This is a genomic window from Pseudomonas sp. NDM, assembly GCF_003105095.1.
In the GTDB taxonomy this organism is placed as follows: Bacteria; Pseudomonadota; Gammaproteobacteria; order Pseudomonadales; family Pseudomonadaceae; genus Aquipseudomonas; species Aquipseudomonas moraviensis_A.
Genome location: NZ_QETJ01000038.1, coordinates 15,605 through 38,560 on the forward strand (window position 1 = coordinate 15,605; position 22,956 = coordinate 38,560).

General features: G+C 60.2%; 17 protein-coding genes, 4 tRNA genes and 2 pseudogenes. 12 read left to right on the plus strand and 11 right to left on the minus strand.

Annotated features, from left to right (window positions below; translation table 11 throughout):
- Window positions 1–25 precede the first annotated feature (25 nt).
- Window positions 26–2,473 carry an acyl-CoA dehydrogenase gene (locus DCO47_RS11010; RefSeq protein WP_116658095.1) on the plus strand — a complete coding sequence of 816 codons (2,448 nt, stop codon included), beginning with the start codon at window positions 26–28 and terminating at the stop codon, window positions 2,471–2,473.
- A 73-nt stretch (window positions 2,474–2,546) separates the two neighbouring features.
- Complete coding sequence (locus DCO47_RS11015; RefSeq protein WP_042610681.1) at window positions 2,547–2,954, plus strand: PA2817 family protein; 408 nt, start codon at window positions 2,547–2,549, stop codon at window positions 2,952–2,954.
- A 480-nt stretch (window positions 2,955–3,434) separates the two neighbouring features.
- Here the strand turns inward: DCO47_RS11015 and DCO47_RS11020 are convergent, their stop codons facing one another.
- Window positions 3,435–4,433: a LysR family transcriptional regulator gene (locus DCO47_RS11020; RefSeq protein ID WP_116658096.1), complete on the minus strand. Its 999-nt coding sequence runs from the start codon at window positions 4,431–4,433 to the stop codon at window positions 3,435–3,437.
- An 89-nt stretch (window positions 4,434–4,522) separates the two neighbouring features.
- Here DCO47_RS11020 and DCO47_RS11025 point away from each other — a divergent pair, with 89 nt between their 5' ends.
- The 5 genes from DCO47_RS11025 (at window position 4,523) to DCO47_RS11045 (ending at window position 9,902) form a co-directional block, all read left to right on the plus strand.
- A complete protein-coding gene (locus DCO47_RS11025) occupies window positions 4,523–5,149 on the plus strand; it encodes a serine-tRNA(Ala) deacylase AlaX (protein WP_042610679.1) in 627 nt (208 codons plus the stop codon).
- A gap of 90 nt (window positions 5,150–5,239) precedes the next feature.
- Entirely contained in the window at window positions 5,240–6,010 is a 771-nt protein-coding gene (locus DCO47_RS11030) for a 2OG-Fe(II) oxygenase (RefSeq protein ID WP_116658097.1), read from the plus strand.
- Window position 6,011: 1 nt separating this feature from the next.
- Window positions 6,012–6,650 (plus strand): LysE family translocator, encoded by a 639-nt coding sequence (locus DCO47_RS11035; RefSeq protein ID WP_116658098.1) that lies wholly within the window; start codon window positions 6,012–6,014, stop codon window positions 6,648–6,650.
- A gap of 188 nt (window positions 6,651–6,838) precedes the next feature.
- Entirely contained in the window at window positions 6,839–8,578 is a 1,740-nt protein-coding gene (locus tag DCO47_RS11040; protein WP_116658099.1) for a dipeptidase, read from the plus strand.
- A gap of 223 nt (window positions 8,579–8,801) precedes the next feature.
- Window positions 8,802–9,902, plus strand: coding sequence for a pyruvate dehydrogenase (locus tag DCO47_RS11045; protein ID WP_116658100.1), 1,101 nt, complete (start codon window positions 8,802–8,804; stop codon window positions 9,900–9,902).
- Window positions 9,903–9,911: 9 nt separating this feature from the next.
- On the opposite strand, the gene DCO47_RS11050 is transcribed toward DCO47_RS11045, so the two are convergent.
- A complete protein-coding gene (locus DCO47_RS11050; protein ID WP_064361440.1) occupies window positions 9,912–10,364 on the minus strand; it encodes a MarR family winged helix-turn-helix transcriptional regulator in 453 nt (150 codons plus the stop codon).
- A gap of 171 nt (window positions 10,365–10,535) precedes the next feature.
- On the opposite strand from DCO47_RS11050, the gene aceE reads away from it, so the two are divergent.
- Entirely contained in the window at window positions 10,536–13,205 is a 2,670-nt protein-coding gene (gene aceE / locus DCO47_RS11055; RefSeq protein ID WP_116658101.1) for a pyruvate dehydrogenase (acetyl-transferring), homodimeric type, read from the plus strand.
- A 127-nt stretch (window positions 13,206–13,332) separates the two neighbouring features.
- On the opposite strand, the gene DCO47_RS11060 is transcribed toward aceE, so the two are convergent.
- The 4 genes from DCO47_RS11060 to DCO47_RS11075 all read right to left on the minus strand — a co-directional run bounded on the left by DCO47_RS11060 (window position 13,333) and on the right by DCO47_RS11075 (window position 13,746).
- A tRNA-Gly gene (locus DCO47_RS11060) sits at window positions 13,333–13,408 on the minus strand.
- Window positions 13,409–13,411: 3 nt separating this feature from the next.
- Window positions 13,412–13,487: transfer RNA gene (locus DCO47_RS11065), tRNA-Glu, on the minus strand.
- A gap of 105 nt (window positions 13,488–13,592) precedes the next feature.
- Window positions 13,593–13,668, minus strand: a tRNA-Gly gene (locus DCO47_RS11070).
- 2 nt (window positions 13,669–13,670) lie between these two features.
- A tRNA-Glu gene (locus DCO47_RS11075) sits at window positions 13,671–13,746 on the minus strand.
- A 384-nt stretch (window positions 13,747–14,130) separates the two neighbouring features.
- Between DCO47_RS11075 and DCO47_RS11080 the strand changes: the two genes are divergently transcribed.
- Complete coding sequence (locus DCO47_RS11080) at window positions 14,131–14,889, plus strand: hypothetical protein (RefSeq protein WP_177434332.1); 759 nt, start codon at window positions 14,131–14,133, stop codon at window positions 14,887–14,889.
- Between the two features lie 496 nt (window positions 14,890–15,385).
- Here DCO47_RS11080 and DCO47_RS27530 read toward each other — a convergent pair whose 3' ends face one another.
- The 4 genes and pseudogenes from DCO47_RS27530 to DCO47_RS11095 all read right to left on the minus strand — a co-directional run bounded on the left by DCO47_RS27530 (window position 15,386) and on the right by DCO47_RS11095 (window position 19,811).
- Entirely contained in the window at window positions 15,386–16,267 is an 882-nt protein-coding gene (locus DCO47_RS27530; RefSeq protein ID WP_371919866.1) for a methyl-accepting chemotaxis protein, read from the minus strand.
- Window positions 16,247–17,353 (minus strand): annotated as a pseudogene (locus DCO47_RS27535) (HAMP domain-containing protein); the annotation flags it as partial. The gene DCO47_RS27530 and the pseudogene DCO47_RS27535, both read right to left, overlap by 21 nt.
- 108 nt (window positions 17,354–17,461) lie before the next feature.
- Entirely contained in the window at window positions 17,462–18,862 is a 1,401-nt protein-coding gene (locus DCO47_RS11090; RefSeq protein WP_116658104.1) for a PLP-dependent aminotransferase family protein, read from the minus strand.
- A 187-nt stretch (window positions 18,863–19,049) separates the two neighbouring features.
- The gene (locus DCO47_RS11095; RefSeq protein WP_042610735.1) at window positions 19,050–19,811 is read right to left on the minus strand and encodes an SDR family oxidoreductase; all 762 of its coding nucleotides are present in this window, start codon (window positions 19,809–19,811) and stop codon (window positions 19,050–19,052) included.
- A gap of 235 nt (window positions 19,812–20,046) precedes the next feature.
- On the opposite strand from DCO47_RS11095, the gene DCO47_RS11100 reads away from it, so the two are divergent.
- Window positions 20,047–21,051, plus strand: a complete 1,005-nt coding sequence (locus DCO47_RS11100) for an NADP-dependent oxidoreductase (RefSeq protein ID WP_016773662.1) — start codon at window positions 20,047–20,049, stop codon at window positions 21,049–21,051.
- Between the two features lie 85 nt (window positions 21,052–21,136).
- Here the strand turns inward: DCO47_RS11100 and pyrF are convergent, their stop codons facing one another.
- The gene (gene pyrF, locus DCO47_RS11105; RefSeq protein WP_116658105.1) at window positions 21,137–21,835 is read right to left on the minus strand and encodes an orotidine-5'-phosphate decarboxylase; all 699 of its coding nucleotides are present in this window, start codon (window positions 21,833–21,835) and stop codon (window positions 21,137–21,139) included.
- A gap of 262 nt (window positions 21,836–22,097) precedes the next feature.
- Between pyrF and DCO47_RS11110 the strand changes: the two genes are divergently transcribed.
- Together DCO47_RS11110 and DCO47_RS27295 are read left to right on the plus strand one after the other, a co-directional pair.
- Window positions 22,098–22,847: a response regulator gene (locus DCO47_RS11110; RefSeq protein WP_064361435.1), complete on the plus strand. Its 750-nt coding sequence runs from the start codon at window positions 22,098–22,100 to the stop codon at window positions 22,845–22,847.
- A pseudogene (locus DCO47_RS27295) lies at window positions 22,847–22,956 on the plus strand (two-component sensor histidine kinase); the annotation flags it as partial. The gene DCO47_RS11110 and the pseudogene DCO47_RS27295, both read left to right, overlap by 1 nt.

Sequence of the window (22,956 nt, forward strand, 5' to 3'; positions counted from 1 at the left end):
TGCCTTGGTTCACGGAGGACTGAATATGCTGTTGTTGTGGATACTGGTTTTGATCGTCGGCGTGGCGTATCTCGCCCATCGACGCATCGCCCCGCTGCCCGCGTTGGGCATCGTCGCCGTCTATTTGCTGGCGATGGGGATTTTCAGTCACGCGCCGGGCTGGCTGCTGTTCATCTTCTGGGTCTTGCTGGCAGTGGTCGCCGCGCCATTGCTGTTGCCTGACCTGCGCCGCAAACACTTCACCGCGCCACTGTTCAACTGGTTCCAGAAAACCCTGCCGCCGATGTCGCAGACCGAACGCGACGCAATCGACGCCGGCACCGTATGGTGGGACGGCGAGCTGTTCAGCGGCCGTCCGGACTGGGACAAACTGCTGGCCTATCCCAAAGTGCAGCTGAGCGAAGAAGAACAGGCCTTCATCGATGGCCCGACCGAAGAACTCTGCGCGATGGTCAGCGACTGGCAGATCGGCCAGTCGATGGATCTGCCGCCCGAGGCCTGGACGCACATCAAGGAACACGGCTTTTTCGCCCTGATCATTCCCAAGGAATACGGCGGCAAAGGCTTCTCCGCCTTCGCGCACTCACAAGTGGCGATGAAACTGGCCACCCGCAGCGGCGACCTCGCCTCTACCGTGATGGTCCCGAACTCCCTCGGCCCGGCCGAATTGCTGCTGCATTACGGCACCGATGAACAACGTGATCACTACCTGCCGCGCCTGGCCCGTGGCGACGATATCCCGTGCTTCGCCCTCACCGGTCCGCTGGCCGGTTCCGACGCTGGCGCGATGCCCGACACCGGGATCATTTGCAAAGGCCAGTGGCAAGGTGAGGAAGTCATCGGCCTGCGCCTGAACTGGGAAAAGCGCTACATCACCCTCGGCCCGGTCGCGACCCTGCTCGGCCTGGCATTCAAGGCCTACGACCCGGATCACCTGCTTAGTGAAGAGGAAGACCTTGGCATCAGTCTGGCGCTGATCCCGACCGATACTGCAGGCGTGGAAATCGGTCGTCGTCACCTGCCGCTGGGCGCCGCATTCATGAACGGCCCGAACTCCGGCAAGGACGTGTTCATTCCGCTGGACTACCTTATCGGTGGTCAGGAAATGCTCGGCAAGGGCTGGATGATGCTGATGAACTGCCTGTCGGTCGGGCGTTCGATTTCGTTGCCGGCAGTCGGTACCGGCGCGGCCAAGTTCACCAGTCTGGTGACCGGCCAGTACGCGCAGATTCGTGAACAGTTCAATGTGCCGCTGTCGGCGTTCGAAGGCATCCAGGAAGCGATGGCGCGCATCGGCGGCAACGCGTGGATGATGGACGCCGCCCGCATGCTCACCGCCAACGCGGTGGACCTCGGTCAAAAACCTTCGGTGCTGTCGGCGATCCTCAAATATCACCTCACCGAACGCGGCCGCGAATGCATCAGCCACGCCATGGATGTGCATGGCGGTAAAGCGATCATCATGGGGCCGAACAACTACCTCGGCCGCAGCTGGAACGGCGCACCGATCTTCATCACCGTCGAAGGCGCAAACATCCTGTCACGCAACCTGATGATCTTCGGTCAGGGTGCAATCCGCTGCCATCCGTTCGTACTAAAGGAAATGGCCCTGGCTGGTCGTGCGGACAAGGAACAGGCACTCAAGGAGTTCGATGGCCTGCTGCTCAAGCACATCGGCTTCGCCGTCAGTAATGCCGCCAGTACATTGGTGCTGAACCTCGGGCTCGGTCACTTCGAACATGCACCGGGCGACAGGATCAGCCAAGGCTACTTCCGCGCGCTCAACCGTCAGGCTGCCGCATTCGCCATGCTTGCCGACTTCAGCATGATGCTTCTGGGTGGCGAACTGAAACGTCGCGAACGCCTGTCGGCGCGGCTCGGTGATGTGTTGAGCAACCTGTATCTGGCCTCCGCCTCGCTCAAGCGTTATCACGACCTGGATTCGCCGGCCTACATGGAGCCGCTGTTCCGCTGGGCCATGGAAGAAAGCCTCGGCCAGTCGGAGCGCGCGCTGGATGAACTGCTGAGCAACTTCCCGAACAAGGTCTTCGGCTGCCTGCTGCGGGTTATCGTGTTCCCGTTCGGCCGCCGACACAAAGGCCCGTCGGACAAACTCGGCGCCGAAGTCGCTGCGGTCATCGGTCGCGCCAAAGGCGATCCGGCCCTGGAAGAACTGCTCGCCGGCTGCTACCGCCCGCAATCGGCGGACGATGCCGTGGGCGCACTGCAACACGCCAGCGACCTGCTCAACGCTGCGCAACCTCTGCACAAAAAGCTGCACATCGCGCTGAAAAGCGGCCAGGTCAAACCGGCAGCAGGCGAACATGCCATTGATGCCGCCCTGGAGGCCGGCGTGCTGCAAGCTGTCGAAGCGCAAAGCCTGCGCGACGCCGAAGCGGCTCGCCGCAAGGTGATCGACGTCGATGATTTCGACAAAGACGAACTGACCCAGGCAGAGGGCAAAGTCCGCTGATCCCGGTTTTTGTGAAAAAACGGCGCGAGGGCTTTATACTCCCGCGCCCGTTTTGCTCTTGAGGACTTATCTCGTGTCCAACGTCGTTGCCGATCATCTCGTGTTGCTCGACCACCTGCGCAGTATCCTGGTCGCCGTAGGTGAGGCCGAACAAGTGCCCGAAGAAAGCCATGCCCTGTTCCTCGAGCGCTTCGACGAACTGCTGGCCTCCCTGCCGATCGACCCTATCGAAAGCCAATACCTGGGTCAGGACATCCTCACCCAAGTCATCACCCGCTACCCGCAAATCGCCCACCTGATCCCCCGCGACCTGCTGTGGTTCTTCGCCGGCGACTGCCTGCATTACCTCTCCGACGAAGAAATCGACCTGTACCAGGCCCTCGAAGAACGCCGCTACGACGCCGAACAGAACGACGAACCGTTCGACTGGAACCAGGAAAAACAACTGCTGGCCATGTCCGCACAGGACAGCAAGCACTGATTCTCGACAGGTAATCAAAGGCCCGCATTGGAGATTCCATGCGGGCCTTTTTTCAACATCAAAAACACCCTCACCCTAGCCCTCTCCCGGAGGGAGAGGGGACTGACCGAGGTGTTTAGGCGAAATACGCTGACGTGAGATACCGAGTCGAATGCAGATTCTGAAAAACCCGCAAATTGGCTCCCTCTCCCTCGGGAGAGGGCTGGGGTGAGGGGCGAATCCAACACAGATCCAAAGCAGACCACCCGCTTTTCACCACTCAACAATGAGCGTTAGCGCGAGTGCTTTTGATCTTGATCCACGGGCGACGTCGGAAGGCTGAGTGGAGGGATCGATCCCGCAGCGAAGGAACCCGAGCCTGCGAGGGCCGAACGCAGGAGCTAGCGTTTTGGTTACTTTTTGGCGTCTGAAAAAGTGACTCGCCGTAAGGGCGAAACCGCCATCAGCAACACCCGAAGCAACGGATATACACCCAAAACTTCAAAGCAACCCCTCACTCTCCGGCAACTCATACGCCACAGCCGCATTGCTCCCGCCGGCCAACTTCCCGGGCCTGCCCAACGTCGGCTCCTTCTGCAGACACTCCACCAGATAATCAATAAACACCCGCAACTTCGGCGGCAAATAACGCGTCGGCGAATGCAGCAACCACAACCCGCCATGGTAAGAGGCCAGAAACGTCCAGTCCGGCAACACCTGCACAATCAACTTCTGCTCCAACGCATAACGCGCGGTGAAATACGGCAGACTGCCAATTCCGATGTGCTGCAATACCGCCCCCAACCGCACGCCAGTGTGATTGGCGGCATAGCGCCCCCGCACACCGACCGTGACAGCCTTGCTGCCCTTCTTAAATTTCCAGCGCGCATCGCTCGGGGTTTCACCCAGATAAATACAACTGTGATTGAGCAAGTCGTGAGGATGCGTCGGCGTGCCGTGTTCGGCCAGGTATTGCGGCGTGGCGCAGAGCAAATGATCGATCGTCAGCAACTGCCGACCGACCAGCCCGGCCGGCGGACGATCAGTGATACGAATCGCCAGATCGACATGATCATCGATCAGATCCACCTGACGATCCTCCAACAGCAACTCCACATCGACCTTGGGATAGCGGCGCAGAAAATCCGGCATGTGTGGATGGATCACAAAGCGCCCTACCGCCTTCGGCACGCTGACCCGGACCAGACCTTCCGCTTCGTGGGTGAACTGGCCGCTGATCTCCATCACCGATCTGGCCGCACTGACCATTTCCTGGCAACGCTTGAACACCTCTTCCCCGCCATCGCTCAAACGCAGTTTGCGCGTGGTGCGTTGCAGCAAGCGCGTGGCTAACGCCTTCTCCAGTCGGGAAATACTGCGACTGACCGCCGAGGGTGAGGAACCCATCTGCCGGGCCGCTTCAGAGAAGCTGCCGGTCTCGACAACCTTGACGAAAATCGCCATTTCACCCAGCAGCGGCAGCGGAAGATTGATGCTCACAACGCACAAGTCCTTTGATGTTCGAATGGATTATCACGTTATTGCACGATTCATATAATAAAAACAGAACTTCGATCAGGGCATGGAATATGACGCTTCGCCTGTTTTTTCACAGTGATGACCTCAAGGCGAATGTCGAAGTCCTCGACTGCACACCCCACGAGAACGAATTCGCCGTAGTGCTGCGCGCTACTCTGTTCCACCCGCAGGGCGGCGGGCAGCCTTGCGATACCGGCTGGATCGGTGAAAGCCAGGTCTCGCGGGTGGTGCAAGAGCCGGAGCGCATTGTGCATTTCGTCGACCGACCGGTGCCGCTGGGCATGACTGTTATCCGGGTCGATGAACAGCGCCGCCGCTTCAATACGCGCATGCACTCGGCCGGGCACTTGATCGGACATTTCATTCAGGCCATGGGCTGGATGCCGATCAAAGCGCATCACTGGCCGGACGAAGGTCGGGTGCAATTCAAGCCGGGTGATGGCGCTGAAGAGGTCGACGCGCCAACGCTGCAAACCGGCATCGAGCAGTGGATCGAACACGATCTGCCGCGCCTGACCTCACTGCGCGAAGGCGCGCGGGAAATCAGTTTTGGTGAACTGCCAGCCTATGGCTGCGGTGGCACCCACGTACGCAGCCTGAAGGATCTGGGCACAGTCACGATCGCGTCACTTTCGCAGAAGAAAGGCACGCTGTCCGTCCACTACAGCGTGGATTGAGCATTTCGGACGTTGCCGTCGCGCAGCGTCCGCCGCCGGGGAACCGCAATCGCCGGTTCCGTTGACTATCGATAGATGGACCTAAAACAAATGATGCTAGACGTCGAGCGTCTCGATGAGACGTGCATAAAAAAACTGGCCAACGAAGAAGTCCTCGCCATCCGCGTCAAACGCTTTCTGCCCGAGCCGCTGGCAGTCGAGATTGGCGACAAGATCCTCGCCCCGGGCTTTGAGGGCTACATCAACGCGCCGAGCATCGGCCGCATCGGCATGGCCTTTTATGAGGCGGAAAACCAGCCGCTGCTGATCGAGGACTACTTCGAACGCGCCACCCGCAACATCGACGAACTGCGCCAGCGCTGCGCGCCCTACTCTTCGCCGATCGACACCCTGCGCTGCATGCTCGACGAATCCTGGCCCGCCGGCGCGCATCTGGAAAACCTCTACGGGCGCAAGATGTATGTCGGCTTGTCGCGGGTGGTCAAACCCGGCGTATGCTTTCTCGCCCACCACGACATCTTCGCCAAGGACGCCCCGGACAGTTTTCAGGCACGCAGCCTGGAAGCGCAATTCGCCTGCAACGTCTACCTGAACATGCCCACCGAGGGTGGCGCTTTGCAGATGTGGGAAGACGATATCACCCCGGACCAATTCGATGAAATGCGTGGCGACAGTTATGGCATCGAGCCGTCGCTGCTGGGACCACCAGCGCTCGAAGTGCGCCCGCAGCCCGGCGATTTCATCATGTTCAACTCGCGCCGCATGCACTCGGTGACCCCGGGCGTAGCGGATCCGCGTTTGAGCCTGTCGTTCTTTGTCGGCTATCGCGGCAATGCTTCCCCTCTGACTTTCTGGAGCTGACATGCTTTCCAATTACCTGGGCGAATTTCTCGCATTGGCGACTATCCACTTCCTCGCCGTCGTTGCACCCGGCCCGGACTTCGCCGTGACCATCCGCCAGAGCGTGCGCTTCGGACGCCTCGTCGGCATCTGCACCGCGCTGGGCATAGGCGCGGGGATTTCCGTGCATGTGCTGTATACCTTGCTCGGCGTCGGCGCCTTGATGCACACCACGCCTTGGCTGCTCACCGTCGCCAAGGTTGTCGGCGGTGCCTACATCCTTTATCTGGGCGTCAGCCTGATCCGCAGCAAACCGAAAAGCAGCGTCGAAGGCGAAAAAAACGCTGACGAGCCGCTGGTCGAACAGTCGCTGTTCAAAGCCTTCAGCACCGGTTTTCTGACCAATGCGACCAACCCCAAGGCCACGCTGTTCTTCCTGGCGATCTTCACCACGATCATCAGCGCCAGCACACCGCTGCAGATCCAGGCGCTCTATGGATTGTGGATGTGCTTCGTCAACGCGCTGTGGTTCGTCATCGTCGCGCTGTTTTTCTCCAGCAACAAAGTGCGCCTGCTGTTCATGCGCCTCGGCCACTGGTTCGAGCGCAGCATGGGCGTCATTCTGATTCTGTTCGCCGGACGCCTGATGCTGTCGATGTAATCCACCCCAAAAAGTCCCGGCCATCACTCGCCGGGACTTTTTCATTTGTGCGTCTCTTTTGCATTTCTGTGCGACAGATCAAGTTTGCGACTCCCTTTCCCAGCGCTCGCAGTGTTAGGTTTACAAAATGTTTCTGTCACAAGCGTCAGAAATACTTTCCCAATCCTTTGCAAAGGAATGCCTGTTCCATGGTCTTTTCCCTGAAAAAACTGGCCGCCGCCACTCTGGTCATGGCCAGCCTCGCCACGTTTACCAGCGCCGCACAAGCCAACATCACTGCCGAGCAAAGCGCAGCGATCCTGAAATCCTTCGACGGCAAGAGCTTGACGGATTTCCGCAGCTTCCTTGGCAGCCTGGCGAAAAGCGACCTGGCCAAGACGGATAACCTCAACCCGTCCATCAGCGCCTTCCTCGACAACAAGACCCTGAACGCCGAACAGCAGAATGAAATCCACCGTCTGCTGGGTATCTACACTCGAGTGAAATACGGCAAGGCGGCGCTGGAAACCCTGCGTCAACTCGTCGAGATTCCAACCTTCCGCAAGGACGGCGTGGCGCAGCACGACAACCCGGAATTCATCAAGATTGCCGGCGAGATTCAAAAGCTCTCCGAATCCTTTGGTTTGAAATTCCGCAACATCGATAACCGTGTCTACGAAATATCTCTGGACGGCAAAGGCGACGAAGTCGTCGGTATTCACGCGCACGCTGATGTGGTGCCAGTGACCCCGGAAATCTGGGTGCTGAAAGACGGCACCAAGCTCGACCCGTTCAAAGTCACGCTGATTGGTGATCGCATGTACGGTCGCGGTACCGAGGATGACAAAAACGCCATTGTCGTCGCGCTGTACGCCATGAAAGTGATCAAGGACGAGAAGCTGCCACTGGCACGCAATTTCAAATTGCTGGTCGACACCACCGAAGAAACCAGCGGCGACGCCATCCCGTACTACTTCGAGCGCAACCCGACGCCGAACTACAACATGGCGCTGGACGGCGGCTATCCGGTGGTGATTGCCGAGAAAGGCTACGGCACGGTGATGGCCAACTTCGCCAAGCGCAAAGGCGAAGGCAACGGCGCGGAAATCGTTTCGATGACCGGCGGCAAGGCGACCAACCAGATTCCATCGGCTTCGGTGGTCACCCTGGTAACCGACAAGCCTGCCGAGCTCGCCGCCAGTCTGCAAAAATCCGGCGACGCCTATGCCAAAGCCAACGGTGGCGACTTCCAGGTCGCTGCGAAGGTTGATGGTAAAGACTTGAAACTGACCGTCACCGGGGTTTCTGCGCACTCCTCGGAACCAGAGTCCGGCGTCAACCCGGTCGCGCGGATGTTGAGCTTCATCAACAGCCTGGACGGCAAAGTCGCGCTCAAGCACAACCAGTTCACCGACGCGGCGCGTTATGCCGACGACAACTGGGGCCTGGATTACTTGGGTAAAAAACTTGGCGTGGGCTTCTCCGATTCGTTCATGGGACCACTGACCACCTCGCTGACCTATGTCGGCGAGGACGACAAAGCCTTCAAACTGGCGGTAAACCTGCGGGTGCCGAAGGGTAAATCCCCGGAGAAGCTCAAGGCCGAGATCGCCGAGAAACTGGACGCCTGGAGCAAGCAGACTCACGTTGCCGTGGCGTTCGACTACTCAGTGGCAGAACCGATGTACCGCAATCCCGAAGGTGAGTGGGTCAAGGCGCTGCTCGCGGTGGCCAGCGAAAACCTCGGCATGAAGTCGGAATTCGGTACTTCCGCTGGCGCGACTTCGGTTCACGAATTGCCGAACGGCGTGCAATTCGGCCTGGCGCGACCGGAAGCCAAATACACCGGCCACACCGATGGCGAATTCAAGACCGTCGAGCAGTTCCTGCTGGATCTGCAGATCGTCACGGAAATGATGGGGCGTGTCGGGCAATTGCCGAAGCTCTGATGCGCTGTTTTAACCCGGTCGCTTGTGACCGGGTTAAACATAAGAAAGGACCCGCATCGGGTCCTTTTTTTTGCCCCCACAAAACGCGCGCGTCGAGGCTGTCAGCCCCCTGAGCAGGTCGGACTCCGATCGCCTGCAACCGACACCCAACTTCGTTGCACTTGCAATCACATGCAAGCCTTGAGTAAGGTGCAGGCACGACGGAACGTACGGAGATCGTGGAATGATGGGCTTTTCCAGCTTCACTAAGACGCCAGAAACCAGTCTGGCCGCTCAGGCCTGCATCGATAAGATCCGCACAGTTCCACCGCAGCAGACTGCGGGCTCTTCCTCGCCGCTGCTCACCATGGTCGATATCGCCAATCGCCTCGAGAGGGATCCGGGAACAGCCAGGCATATCTGGGTCATCCGCTCCAGCAAACAGAGCCAAACCGCAAATGCCCACACCCGGATCAGCGCCTGGCCCCTGCGTTTGAACGCCACAGCCCGCTGCAGTGAGAGACCGCTGCTGTACCTGACCACTTCGGCAACATCGGCCGAGTTGTGTGCACTTTCCAATGAATCGGCCCATCGCGGCATTCTGTGCAATGACATCGAAACCTTGCCTTCACGCTGGCCCAAGGGGGCTCATCCCTGGGTGCCACTCTGGCTGGTCGCCAACACGCACTGCCTGCCCTTTGACCCCGCCAGCGGTGCCGAAGCGCAGGCCATTACCCTGGCGGCTTTGCAAAGTCTGTATGTGGAAGGCAACGACGGTTTTTATTACATGGCACTTCACGATGAGCCCAGTGACTTCATCACTCCAACCAACCGACTCCGCGCCAGCGAAGCTTTCAAGGGCATGTACCGGCTCAGCAGCATCGATGTCGATTCAGCGCGCCCTAAAGTGCGCTTGCTCGGGGCGGGGCTGGCGTTGCAGTCGGTGACGACGGCGGCGCAGCTGCTACGCGAGGACTGGGGCGTGGCCAGCGAACTGTGGAGCTGCCCCAGCTATACCCGCCTTGCCCGCGATGCGGACAATGCGCACCGCTGGAATCGCCTGCATCCGGAGATGCCGCGCAGGTCAGCGCATTTGTTCGACTGCCTGGACAACGAGGATTGGCCGGTGGTGGCCGTGACCGGGTATGGCCGGCATGTCGCCGAGCAGATCGGTGCACATGTGAAATCACGGTTCGTGGCCATCGGTGCCGACTCGATCGGGTCCGCCATGGGCCGGGTGGATGAGCGCTGGATCGTGGTGCTGGCCCTGCAGGTTCTGGCTGAGGAAGGCGTCATCAGCCGAGCGTTCATCCAGCAGGCCATGGATCGGTACCTGCTTCAATGAAAAGCTCCCTCACTTCCCCCGCCCACTGCTGCGCGCCGCGCTGGCCGCGCGCTCGAGGGCATCGCTGAAAAGCCGTTGCTCGGCGTCGTCAAATTGCGACAAGAACAGTTCGTCCACTGCGCCTTCGTAGATGGCCCACATTTTCTTGCGTAATGCCTTGCCCTGCTCGGTGATGCTGGCATACGCGCCGCGACCGTCATCGCTGGCGCGGCTGCGGATGACCAGACCTTCGGCTTCCAGGCGGTCCACCAGACGCGTCAGGTTGTAGCGCTCGATGGCCATCACATCTGCCAGTTCGTTCATTCGCCGGCTGCCATCGGGGCCGCTTTCCAACCCCCATAACGCGTCGTACCAGGCATAGGCCGGAAGCCCGGCGGCCGCCAGCCGACGCTCGATCTCGCGGATCAGGCAGCGGTGTGCCCTGACGAATCTGAACCAGGTATCCGGCTCGTTGGAGGACATACATCACCTTTTTCATGAAATCGATTTAGTTGCAATTGTAGCGCACGGCAGGCTAAGTTCTTTCACGTAGTTGCAACTGCAACTACAAACTCGAAGGCTGGCGCTGACCCACGCCCCTTGGTCAGGCACCAAACGACTCGGTGCTGCTGCAATGTTCAGGAGACGACAACGATGGCACAACAACCCGCTTTTCTCGACGAGGATCCACAAGAGACTCGCGAATGGCTCGAATCGATTGAGTCGGTGGCGAGTGTCGAAGGACGCCCTCGCGCCCACTATCTGATCGATCAGATGTTGGATTTCGACGCCAACCGTCACGGTGACTTCTACGGGCGCGTGACGACGCCCTACGTCAATACGATCCCGGTCGAACGCCAGCAACCCTACCCCGGCGACCTGGCCGTGGAGCGCCGGATCAATGCCTATATCCGCTGGAACGCGCTGGCCATGGTGCTGCGCGCCGGCAAACATTCGAACGTGGGCGGACACATTGCGTCCTACGCATCGGCGGCGGTTTTGTACGACGTCGGCTTCGAGCATTTTTTCCGTGGCCGCACCGAGCAGTTCGCCGGCGACATGGTGTACATCCAGGGCCACTCCTCACCTGGCATCTATGCACGGGCGTATCTGGAAGGACGCCTGAGTGAAGAGCAACTGGACAACTTCCGCCGCGAGACCGATCGTGACGGTATCTCATCCTATCCCCATCCACGGCTGATGCCGGAGTTCTGGCAATTCCCTACGGTGTCCATGGGGCTCGGGCCAATTACCGCCGCGTATCAGGCACGGTTCATGCGTTACCTGGAAGATCGCGGGCTGAAGGAACATCAGGGGCGAAAAGTCTGGGCATTTCTCGGCGACGGTGAAATGGACCAGCCGGAATCCCTGGCGGCGATTTCTCTCGCGGGCCGGGAAAAGCTCGACAATCTCATCTTTGTCGTCAACTGCAATCTGCAGCGCCTGGATGGACCGGTGCGCGGCAACAGCAAGGTGATTCAGGAGTTTGAAAGCCTGTACCGGGCGGCTGGGTGGAATGTACTCAAGGTAATCTGGGGCAGCGGCTGGGATGCCCTGTTGCAGAAGGACAGGACCGGCCTGCTGCGCCAGCGGATGATGGAGTGCGTCGACGGCGACTATCAGAACTACAAGTCGCAGAACGGCGCCTATGTGCGGGAGCATTTCTTCGGCAAATACCCTGAGCTGCTGGAGCTGGTCAGTGACCTGAGCGACGACGACATCTGGAAACTGTCCCGTGGTGGCCACGATCCGGAGAAAGTCCACAACGCGTACGCCGCCGCCATGCGCCACATCGGCGGACCGACCGTGATCCTCGCCAAGACGGTGAAGGGTTTCGGCATGGGCGAAGCCGGTGAAGGTCAGAATATCAACCACCAGCTCAAGAAGATGGGCGACGACGCGGTCAAGGCGTTCCGTGATCGGTTCGGACTGGAACTCAGTGACGATCAGCTCGGCGACATGCCTTACCTCAAACCGGCTGCGGACAGCGTCGAAAGCCTGTACCTGCAAGCCAGGCGTAGCCAGTTGGGCGGTTACATCCCGGCCCGTTTCAATGCCGTGGCACCATTGCAGGTCCCGCCTTTGTCGGCGCTGGATACACAGCTCAAAGGGACTGGCGAGCGGGAGATCTCCACGACCATGGCGTTCGTGCGCATCCTCGGCACGCTGCTCAAGGACCCGAACATTGGCAAACTGATCGTGCCGATCGTGCCCGATGAATCACGCACCTTCGGTATGGAAAGCCTGTTCCGCCAGATTGGCATCCACTCCCACGTCGGCCAGCTCTATACGCCTCAGGACGCCGGCCAACTGAGTTATTACAAGGAGGCCAGAGATGGCCAGATCATGCAGGAAGGCCTGAACGAATCCGGCGGAATTTCTTCCTGGATCGCCGCGAGCACTTCCTACAGCACCCACGCCGTAATGACGGTGCCCTTCTATATTTTCTACTCGATGTTCGGCTTCCAGCGCGTCGGTGACCTCGCTTGGGCGGCAGGTGACGCCCGTGCCCGGGGCTTCCTGCTCGGCGCCACGTCCGGCCGGACCACGCTGATGGGCGAAGGCCTGCAGCACGACGACGGCCATAGCCATGTCCTGTCCTCCACCATCCCCTGCTGCGTGTCCTACGACCCCACTTACGCCTATGAACTGGCGGTGATCATCCAGGACGGGATGCGGCGGATGTATGCCGAAAACGAGGATATCTTTTACTACATCACGCTGCTCAACGAGAACTACGCCCATCCGCCGATGCCCGAGGGTGTCGAGCAAGACATCCTCAAAGGCATGTACCGGCTCAGCGCCAGTGCGCAGCCCGACGAAGGCAAGCATGTGCAACTGATGGGTTGCGGTTCGATCCTGCAGGAAGTCGTCGCCGCAGCCCAATTGTTGGAGCGGGATTTTGCCGTCAGCAGTGACGTATGGAGCGTCACCAGCCTGACCGAACTGCGTCGGGAGGGCCAGGATGCCGAACGCTGGAACCTGCTTCATCCACAACAGACGCCTCGCATCAGCTATGTTGAAAGCTGCCTGCAGGATGCACAGGGTCCGGTGGTGATCGCGACCGACTATATGAAAATATTCGCCGATCAGATCCGCCCGTTCGTGCCCAATCGCCGCTTCGTCGCCCTGGGCACTGACGGTTTCGGCCAATCGGACACCCGCGAATCGTTGCGTCGGTTTTTCGAAGTGGATCGCCATTTCATTGCCTTGGCGGCCCTGAAAGCGCTGGCTGACGACGGAGCGATAACACGGGAAAAAGTCGCCGAGGCGATTGTTCTTTATGGGATTGACCCCGAGAAGCAGAATCCTGCAGCTGTATGATTGGGTGATTCCATTGAAACTGGAAAGGCACCCTGCACTGGTTCCAGGGCAGGGTCCTTTTTTTTGCCGCTACAAAACGCGCACAAACAAAAACGCCGATCATCACTGATCGGCGTTTTTGTGAAATTGGAGCGGGAAACGAGACTCGAACTCGCGACCCCGACCTTGGCAAGGTCGTGCTCTACCAACTGAGCTATTCCCGCAAATGGCGTCCCCTAGGGGACTCGAACCCCTGTTACCGCCGTGAAAGGGCGGTGTCCTAGGCCACTAGACGAAGGGGACACGCTACCCCGGAACACATGGTGTGTGTTTCGGTGTCCAGATCCGCATCCGAAGACTTGGTTCTGGTTTCACTCAGCACCGCCCGAAAGCACTGCTGTTTAAAATTGGAGCGGGAAACGAGACTCGAACTCGCGACCCCGACCTTGGCAAGGTCGTGCTCTACCAACTGAGCTATTCCCGCATTGGCGTCCCCTAGGGGACTCGAACCCCTGTTACCGCCGTGAAAGGGCGGTGTCCTAGGCCACTAGACGAAGGGGACACACTACAACATTCACTCCCTGCCGCGTTTCGCTGTGTGCTTTACGCTGCAAGTGGCGCGCATTCTATGGATGGATTGAGAGGTCGTCAACCCCCTGATATAAATTTATTTAAATCAATGACTTCGACCTGGATTAAGGGCTGCGCAGGGCTTTTCCGTCATCCGAAACCTGACGCCTATATTCCGCCACTCGCCAAGACGTTATAGTCCACCGCACAGTGATGGCAATCTGCACATCAAGCGCCAGCATTCATCTATACAGCCGGCGGCCGATACAGATTGCAGCAGCCGATCAAACCCGTCGAGCGGCGCTAGGCGCCTAAATGCCCAGCCACTACACTCGCATGCGAACCCTATAAAGAGGTCTTACCGGTGACACCACTCATGATCACCCTGCTAGTCGTAGCCGGGATCGCAATTCTGATCGCCATTGGCTACATGAACCATGTGGTGGAAAACAATAAACTGGAGAAGGCCCGCACCAAAGTCGAACTCAACGACCGCCTGCGCCGCTGCGGTGAACTGACCGAAACCTTCCCCGGCCAGTTCATGACCCCGGCGCTCAAGCTGCTGCTGACCCGCCTGGAACTCAACGTCTGCCAGCGCCTGCTCAATCTGGAAAAAACCAGCGCGACCAACAAGGCCCGCATCACCGAACTCAGTGCCCTGGTGGCCCAGGGCGAATCGATCCCGGTCAACAACCCGCCGGCGCCGATCCTGACCGAAGCCAAGGCCAAAGACGTACGCTTCCTCCTCGAAGCCCTGCACGGCCAGATCACCCGCGCCGCCCACGACGGCTTCCTGCCACCGAACGAAGCCAAACAATGGATTCGCGAAGTGCGCCACATCCTTGTTCTGCTGCACATCGAATTCTTTAACAACCTGGGCCAACAGTCCCTGCAACAAAACCAACCCGGCCAGGCCCGCCTCGCCTTCGAACGTGGCGTGCAATATCTGCGCAAACAACAGGATCCGCAGATGTACGCCGAGCAACTGCAATACCTGGAAAAACTCCTCGCCCGCGCCAATGCCCAGGTCATGGACAAGATTGCCCCGGTTGAAGGTGAAGAAAACCAATTGACCGCTGGTTTGAAGGATGTCGAAGCGGATGCGGACTGGAAGAAGAAAGTGATTTACGACTGAGGCGCGAATGCCGGGAAAGAAGCCACCGTAATCGGTGGCTTTTTTGTGGGTGGTTAAAGAGGGTGTGATTTGAAGATCGCCATCGCGAGCAGGCTCGCTCCCACAGAAAAGCAAGAGCAAAAGATCGCAGCCTCTGGCAGCTCCTACCTACGATGAGCGTTAGCTCGAGTTCCGCTTTTGATCCTGGAGCCCGTCGGCAGGCTGAGTGGAGGGATTGATCCGGGCGTGGGAGCGCAGCGACCGTACGACGCAGTCGTACACAGCGGGAGGAGGTGCAGCGAAGCAAACCGGAGACGCTGCGCCCGGATCGATCCCGTAGCGAAGGAACCCCGAGCCCAAGCGAGCGGGCCGAACGTCAGGGCACAGCCTTTTGGTTCCTTTTTGGCGTTTGAAAAAGGGACTCGCCGTAAGGGCGAAACCGTAATCAGCAACCCCCGAAGCAACGGATATTCACCCAAAACCCCAAGAGCCTGGTCGGCCCAGAGGCCGCCAAGGCTCAAAGCCGAAAATGCCCAACCATCGAGCGCAACTCCCCCCCCAACTGCGCCAGCTCAACACTCGAAGCCGCATTCCCGCGCATCGCCAGCGAAGAGTGATCCGCGCTCGCGCGAATCTGCGTGACACTGCGATTGATTTCCTCCGCCACCGAACTCTGCTCCTCCGCCGCCGCCGCAATCTGCTGATTCATCTGCTGAATCAACGACACCGCCGCCGCAATACTCCCCAGCGCACTCTCGGTCTGCAACGCATCACTGACCGCCAGCTTCACCAGCTCGCCACTGCTGCGAATCTGCTGCACCGACGACTGCGCCGCCGCCCGCAAGGCACTGACCAGACGCTCGATCTCCTCGGTCGATTGCTGCGTGCGCCGTGCCAGTGCGCGCACCTCATCGGCCACCACCGCAAATCCCCTGCCCTGCTCACCGGCCCGCGCCGCTTCGATGGCCGCGTTCAGCGCCAACAGATTGGTCTGCTCGGCCACGCTCTTGATCACCTCCAGCACCGTGCCGATATTCTGAATCTCGGCGCTGAGGCTCTCGATACTCGAACTGGCGGAAGTCGCCGAATCGGCCAACTGCTCGATCCGCGCCATGCTCTGGCGCACAACCTGCTGGCCGCTCTCGACCTTGTCATCCGCTGTCTGCGCTGCCAGCGCCGCTTCTTCGGCATTGCGCGCGACGTCATGCACAGTGGCGGTCATCTGATTCATGGCCGTGGCCACCTGCTCGGTTTCTTCTTTCTGGCTGTTGACCTCCAGGTTGGTTTGCTCAGTCACTGCTGACAGCGATTGCGCGGAACCGGCCAGGCGTTCGATCCCGGCCTGCAAGCCACTGACAATCGTGCCAAGGCCTGCAGCCATCTGCTGCATCGCCAGCATCAACTGACCCATTTCATCGCGGCGCGTCACCTCGACCTTCGCCGTCAGATCACCCGCAGCAATCTGCTGAGCCACGCGAATCACACTGCGCAGCGGCGCCACGATCAGCCGCGTGATCACCCAGGCGGCGAGCAATCCGACCAACAAGGCCAGCGCCGAGGAGCCGATGATCAGCATCGAGTTCTTCTTCAGCTCGGCCTGCATCGAAGCGTCTTCGGCGACATAGGCCTGATTCACTCGATCCATCACCTGCGCGGCACGCTGATGCAGTTGGTCGTAGACAGTTTTTTCCTGCGCCAGCAGGCCAGTGTATTCAGCGAGTTTTTCGTTGAACCCGGCGATGTGCCCCGACACTTCATTGAGCACGGTCAGATAGCCCTCGTCCTTGACCGTGGTTTTCAGCGCCTCGGCCTGCTCTTGTGCTTGCGCCGCCTGTTCAATATTGCCTTGACCCGCATTGTCGGGATCGCCCTTGCGACTCTGATCCAGGCGCACGCGCGCTTCGTTCATTGCCTGCAACATCAGCCGCGAGACCTGACTGACCTGACTGGCCTGTTCGATGAACTGGGCGCCGTCCTTGCCCTCGGTGTCTTTCAGCGTGTAGGCGCCATCATCGGCGAGCCCGGCCTGCAACACGTCGAGATTATTGGCCACGCTGGACACCGACCAACTGGCCATTTCCAGCGCGAGGTCCTTGGCCTGGCTCAGCGAAACGAATTCATCGAACGCCTTGCGATACGCGCCCAGCGCTTGCTCGACATCGCTCATCACCGGCACATTGGCCGGCGTATGCGCCTTGAGCTCACCGGCAAGGACGATCAGCCCATCGACACCTTCGCGCAGGGCATCGGCGGTTTTCGGATTGCCACGCAGGGCGTACTCCTGCTCGAGCAGACGCACCTTGAGCAGGCCGCTGTTGAGCGCAGACATCTGCTTCAAGCCGTCGAAACGCAGACTGATGGCTTGCAGGGACCAGACCCCGATCGCCGCGACCAATGCAGTCAGCAGCAAGACCAGCACAAATCCGATACCCAGTTTTTTCGCCATACCGAGGTTGGCAAAACGTCCTTGCACGGCCGAAATCATTGCGCGTAGTCCCCTGCCAAAGTCTGTTGCCGAAGATTCGCAACGGGCTCGAACCAGCACAAGTCTCGGGCGTCGGAATAATGGCAAAAAGCTACGCCCGCGTCGTTTTCAGAATGCTGGAGGTCGATCCGCGCAGGTATTGCGGAAAAACTGCCGGGCACGCGGGTCGCAGGCACAGGCGACATTGATGCGCTGCCAGTCACCGGCCTCGCCGCTGGGACTGAAGGCGTCCGCTGCCGATAACTCCAGCCCGCAACGCTGCGCCTGCCTGCGCACCAACGCCTGATCCTTCAACCGCGCCCGCGCCCAGATGAACAGCCCGCCAACCGGCTTGCCGAACACTTCCCAGTCGGCATCTTCCAGGGCCTGCAGGGCCGCCGCGCGATCAGCATTCAAGCGCTGGCGCTGACGCTGCACCAGTTTGCGATACGCGCCCGTCGCCATCAGGCGGGCCAGCACTGCCTCGGCCAGCCTTGAACAACCCAGGCCGCTGATCATCTTGACCTCGGCCAGGCGCATGACGAGTTCGCGCTCAGCCAGCACAAAACCCACCCGCAACGAACTGCTCAGGGTCTTGGAGAAACTGCCCACATAGATGACCCGCCCCTCATGGTCCAGCGCCGCGAGGCGGGTGCCGTTGCCCGTGTGCAGATCGGCATAGACATCGTCCTCGATCACGCGCAGATCGTAGGTCTTGCTCAGTTGCACGATGCGCTGGGCGACAGCGGGCGTCAGGCAACTGCCGGTGGGATTGTGGTGGTGACTGCCGATGAACAAAGCGACGGGACGAAACTGACGCAGCACCGATTCAAGCATTTCGATGTCCGGCCCGTTCGGCGTACGTCGGACTTCGAGCATGCGTACGCCGTGCATGCGCAACAGGTCAAACAACGGTGCATGACCAGGCGTTTCCACCACCACACAGTCGCCGGCCTTGAACAAGGTGCGCACGATCAGATCCAGCGCATGACTGGCGCCGCTGGTGCTCATCAACCGGCTGCCACAGGCTTCGATATTCATCGTTTTGAGACGCTTGACGATCTGCTCGCGCAACGCTGGCAGGCCCAGCGGCGAGCTGTAATTGAACAGACTGGCCATGTCGGTCCGCGCTACCTCGCGTAACGCGTAGCTGAGGTCGTCGGGCTCACGCCAGCTCGGCGGCAGGCTGCCCTGCCCCAGCTTAAGGCGACTGGTCGTGGCGCTCATCTCATCACACCAGGCATGGAGCCCCTCGAACACGCCCAGTTCCGGCTCTGCACCGCTCACGGTCGCCGACGCCGCGACGATAAATCCGGCCCCCTGACGCGTGGTCAGAATACCCTGCGAAACCAGGCGCTCGCAGGCTTCGACGACGCACGACTGGCTGAGCAGATTGCCCCGGGCGATTTGCCGCACAGAGGGCAACCGGGTGGCCGGCGGGATGCCGCTTTGCACGATCCAGTCCGTCAGTCCGTCCACAATCTGCTGCACGACCGGCACCATTGCCTGTCGGTCAATTCTCAGTTCCATGAGCTCGCAAACTCCTGTCAGTTTTGCTGGCAGCAGTAAATCACAGCCGCGCCGCCGAGGCTGTGCGACAACGCCGCCAAATGCAGCAGTTCTAACTATTTGATACACATTGTTTAACGGATTCACGCCCACAGAACGCGGGACAAAAAAACCCGCACGAAGGCGGGCTCTTTAGAAGCGGACACATTCAGAACGCCGTCACGCCACCGTCCACCGCCAGTGAGTGCCCGGTAGTGAACGCCGCGCCATCGCTGCACAGGTACAGCACCGCACTGGCGATTTCCTCGACCTTGCCGATGCGCCCGACCGGGTGCATGGCGTTGGCGAATTCGCCCTTCTTCGGATCGGCTTCGTAAGCACGCCGGAACATGTCCGTATCGATCACCGCCGGGCACACCGCGTTGACGCGGATTTTCTTCTTCGCATATTCGATTGCCGCCGATTTGGTCAGGCCGATCACTGCATGTTTCGACGCCGCGTAGATACTCATTTTCGGTGCCGCGCCCAGCCCGGCCACCGATGCCGTGTTGACGATCGCCCCACCGCCCTGAGCCAGCAGCAACGGCAACTGATACTTCATGCACAGCCAGACGCCTTTGACGTTGACGCCCATGATCGCGTCGAATTCGTCGAGCGAACCGTCGGCAAGTTTGCCTTTCTCGATTTCGATCCCGGCGTTGTTGAAGGCGTAGTCGAGCCGACCGTAGGTATTGATCACCTCGTCCATCAGATTTTTTACATCACTTTCCAGCGTTACGTCGCAGCGCACGAAGGCCGCTTCGCCACCGGCTGTACGAATCAGCGCCACCGTGCCTTCACCACCGGCCGCATCCAGGTCAGCCACCACGACTTTCAGGCCCTGCGCGGCAAACGCCAGAGCGGTCGCCCGGCCGATGCCGTGGGCCGCTCCCGTGATTACAACCACCTGACCGGAAAACGTCATGCTCATGGATATGTCCTCGAAGGCAAAGAAGCCGGGATGTTGGCGTTGCAGCATAGCCAGCTGCGGTGGCGGTGCGTCAGCACTATCCAGAAGCCGTTTATGGGTCCATGCGTTGCAGTGATAAAACCCCACCTGCAACCATCACTGCACTGGATCGACCTGCATTCGCCGTATCAGCCAACCTTGCGACATCGGCGCTGAAGGTCTATCAACAAAGCTTCATTCCGTTCGAGTGCCTGTCATGACCAACCAGACCAATCGCCAGTTCCTGCTCGCCAAACGCCCAGTGGGCGCCGCGACCCGCGAGACTTTCACTTATCAGGAAGTACCGGTCGGCGAACCACAGGCGGGACAGATTCTGGTCAAGAACGAATATTTGTCTCTGGATCCGGCCATGCGCGGCTGGATGAACGAAGGCAAGTCCTACATCCCGCCGGTCGGCCTCGGTGAAGTCATGCGCGCACTGGGCGTGGGAAAAGTCATCGCCTCGAACAATCCCGGTTTTGCCGTGGGCGATTACGTCAACGGTGCCCTCGGCGTGCAGGATTATTTCCTCGGCGAGCCGCGCGGCTTCTACAAGGTCGATCCGAAACTCGCACCATTGCCGCGTTACCTGTCTGCGCTGGGCATGACCGGCATGACCGCCTACTTCGCCCTGTTAGATGTGGGCGCCCCAAAAGCCGGTGACACCGTGGTGCTGTCCGGCGCGGCAGGTGCGGTGGGCAGCGTCGCCGGGCAGATCGCCAAAATCAAAGGCTGCCGCGTCGTCGGCATTGCCGGCGGTGCCGACAAGTGCAAATTCCTCATCGACGAGTTGGGCTTCGACGGCGCCATCGATTACAAGGCTGAAGACGTGGTGGCGGGACTGAAGCGCGAATGTCCGAAAGGCGTCGACGTGTACTTCGATAACGTCGGCGGCGACATTCTCGATGCGGTGCTGAGCCGCTTGAACATGAAGGCGCGGGTGGTGATCTGCGGCGCGATCAGCCAGTACAACAATAAAGAGGCGGTCAAGGGGCCGGCCAATTACCTGTCACTACTGGTCAATCGCGCGCGTATGGAAGGTTTTGTGGTGATGGACTACGCCGCGCAGTTTGCCAGTGCCGCGCAGGAGATGGCCGGCTGGATGGCCAACGGGCAGCTCAAGAGCAAGGAAGATGTGGTTGAAGGGCTGGAGACGTTCCCGGAGACGCTGATGAAACTGTTCAACGGTGAGAACTTTGGCAAATTGGTGTTGAAGGTTTAAGACAGAAGATCAAAAGATCGCAGCGTTCCGCAGCTCCTACAGGTGTTCACATGGCTCTGTAGGAGCTGCCGAAGGCTGCGATCTTTTAGGCGATTTCGGCTACGACCGCGGCCAAGGCTTGGGTCGGGTTCGCCGCCTGGCTGATCGGGCGACCGATCACCAGGTAATCGGAACCGGCACCCAGCGCCTGACGCGGGGTCAGAATGCGGCGCTGATCGTCCTGCGCGCTGCCCGCCGGGCGAATCCCCGGGGTGACCAGTTGCAGCGACGGGTGCGCGGTTTTCAGCGCCGACGCCTCCAGCGCTGAACACACCAGACCGTCCATCCCGGCCTTCTCGGCCAGGGCCGCCAGCCGCAGCACTTGCTCCTGCGGTTCGATGTCCAGACCGATACCCGCCAGATCCTCGCGCTCCATGCTGGTCAGCACGGTCACACCGATCAACAGCGGTTGCGGGCCGCTGCGCTTGTCCAGCTCTTCACGGCAGGCGGCCATCATGCGCAGGCCACCGGAGCAGTGCACGTTGACCATCCACACGCCCATCTCCGCAGCGGCTTTCACGGCCATCGCCGTGGTGTTGGGGATGTCGTGGAATTTCAGGTCCAGGAACACTTCGAAGCCCTTGTCACGCAGGGTGCCGACGATTTCCGCCGCGCAACTGGTGAACAGTTCCTTGCCCACTTTGACCCGGCACAGTTTCGGGTCCAACTGGTCGGCCAGCTTCAGTGCGGCGTCACGGGTGGGAAAATCCAGGGCGACGATGATAGGAGTCTGGCAGGCGGACATGGATGGGCTCTCAGGCTGGTCGAAAACGGCGCGCATTGTAGCGGAACCGGCGGCGGCGCGGCACCCGATGATCGGTAAATCGTCGCGCCGGCGGTGTTCAGCGTAGCCGCCACGGTCATTGTGTCGACTCCGATACACAACCGACACGCCGGCAACACGCACCCGGGTTAGCCTCGCCCGGCGCAACACGCCCTTACAACAGCACTTCCCGCCTCCCGGCTGGACGCCTATGCTGAAACCACCCCTGGTAGTGAACAGCCCCATGCCCAACGCCCCGACAACCGTGACGGATGAAAGCAAAGACGACAAGCGCTGGAGCATCCGCGCGCTGATCGTCGACGATGACGTGCCGATCCGTGAGCTGATGATCGATTACCTCGCCCGCTTCAACATCCACGCCAGCGGCGTCACCGACGGAGCGGCAATGCGCCAGGCGCTGCAGGCCGAACACTTCGATGTCATCGTCCTCGACCTGATGCTCCCCGGCGAGGACGGTCTGTCGCTGTGCCGCTGGCTGCGTGCCGAATCGGACATCCCGATCCTGATGCTCACCGCTCGCTGCGAACCCACCGATCGCATCATCGGCCTGGAACTGGGCGCCGACGACTACATGGCCAAGCCTTTCGAACCGCGCGAACTGGTGGCCCGCATCCAGACCATCCTGCGCCGCGTGCGCGACGACCGCACCGAGCAGCGGGCGAACATTCGCTTCGACCACTGGCGCCTGAACAGCGTCCTGCGCCAAGTGATCGCCGACGACGGCCTGGTAGTGCCGCTGTCCAACGCTGAGTTCCGCCTGCTCTGGGTCTTCCTCGAACGCCCGCGCCGCGTGCTCAGCCGCGAACAACTGCTCGACGCCGCCCGCGGTCGCTCGATCGAAGCATTCGACCGCAGTATCGATCTGCTGGTCTCGCGCCTGCGGCAAAAACTCGGCGACGACCCGAAAGCCCCGCAGTTGATCAAGACCGTGCGCGGTGAAGGCTACCTGTTCGACGCGCGGGACATTGGCTGATGAGGGTGCGCTTCGACACATTGTTCGGCCGGCTGTTTGGCGTGCTGTTCGTGGCAATTGTCCTGGCGCACCTGCTGGCCTTCGCCTGGTTCAAGCTCTACGGCCCTCC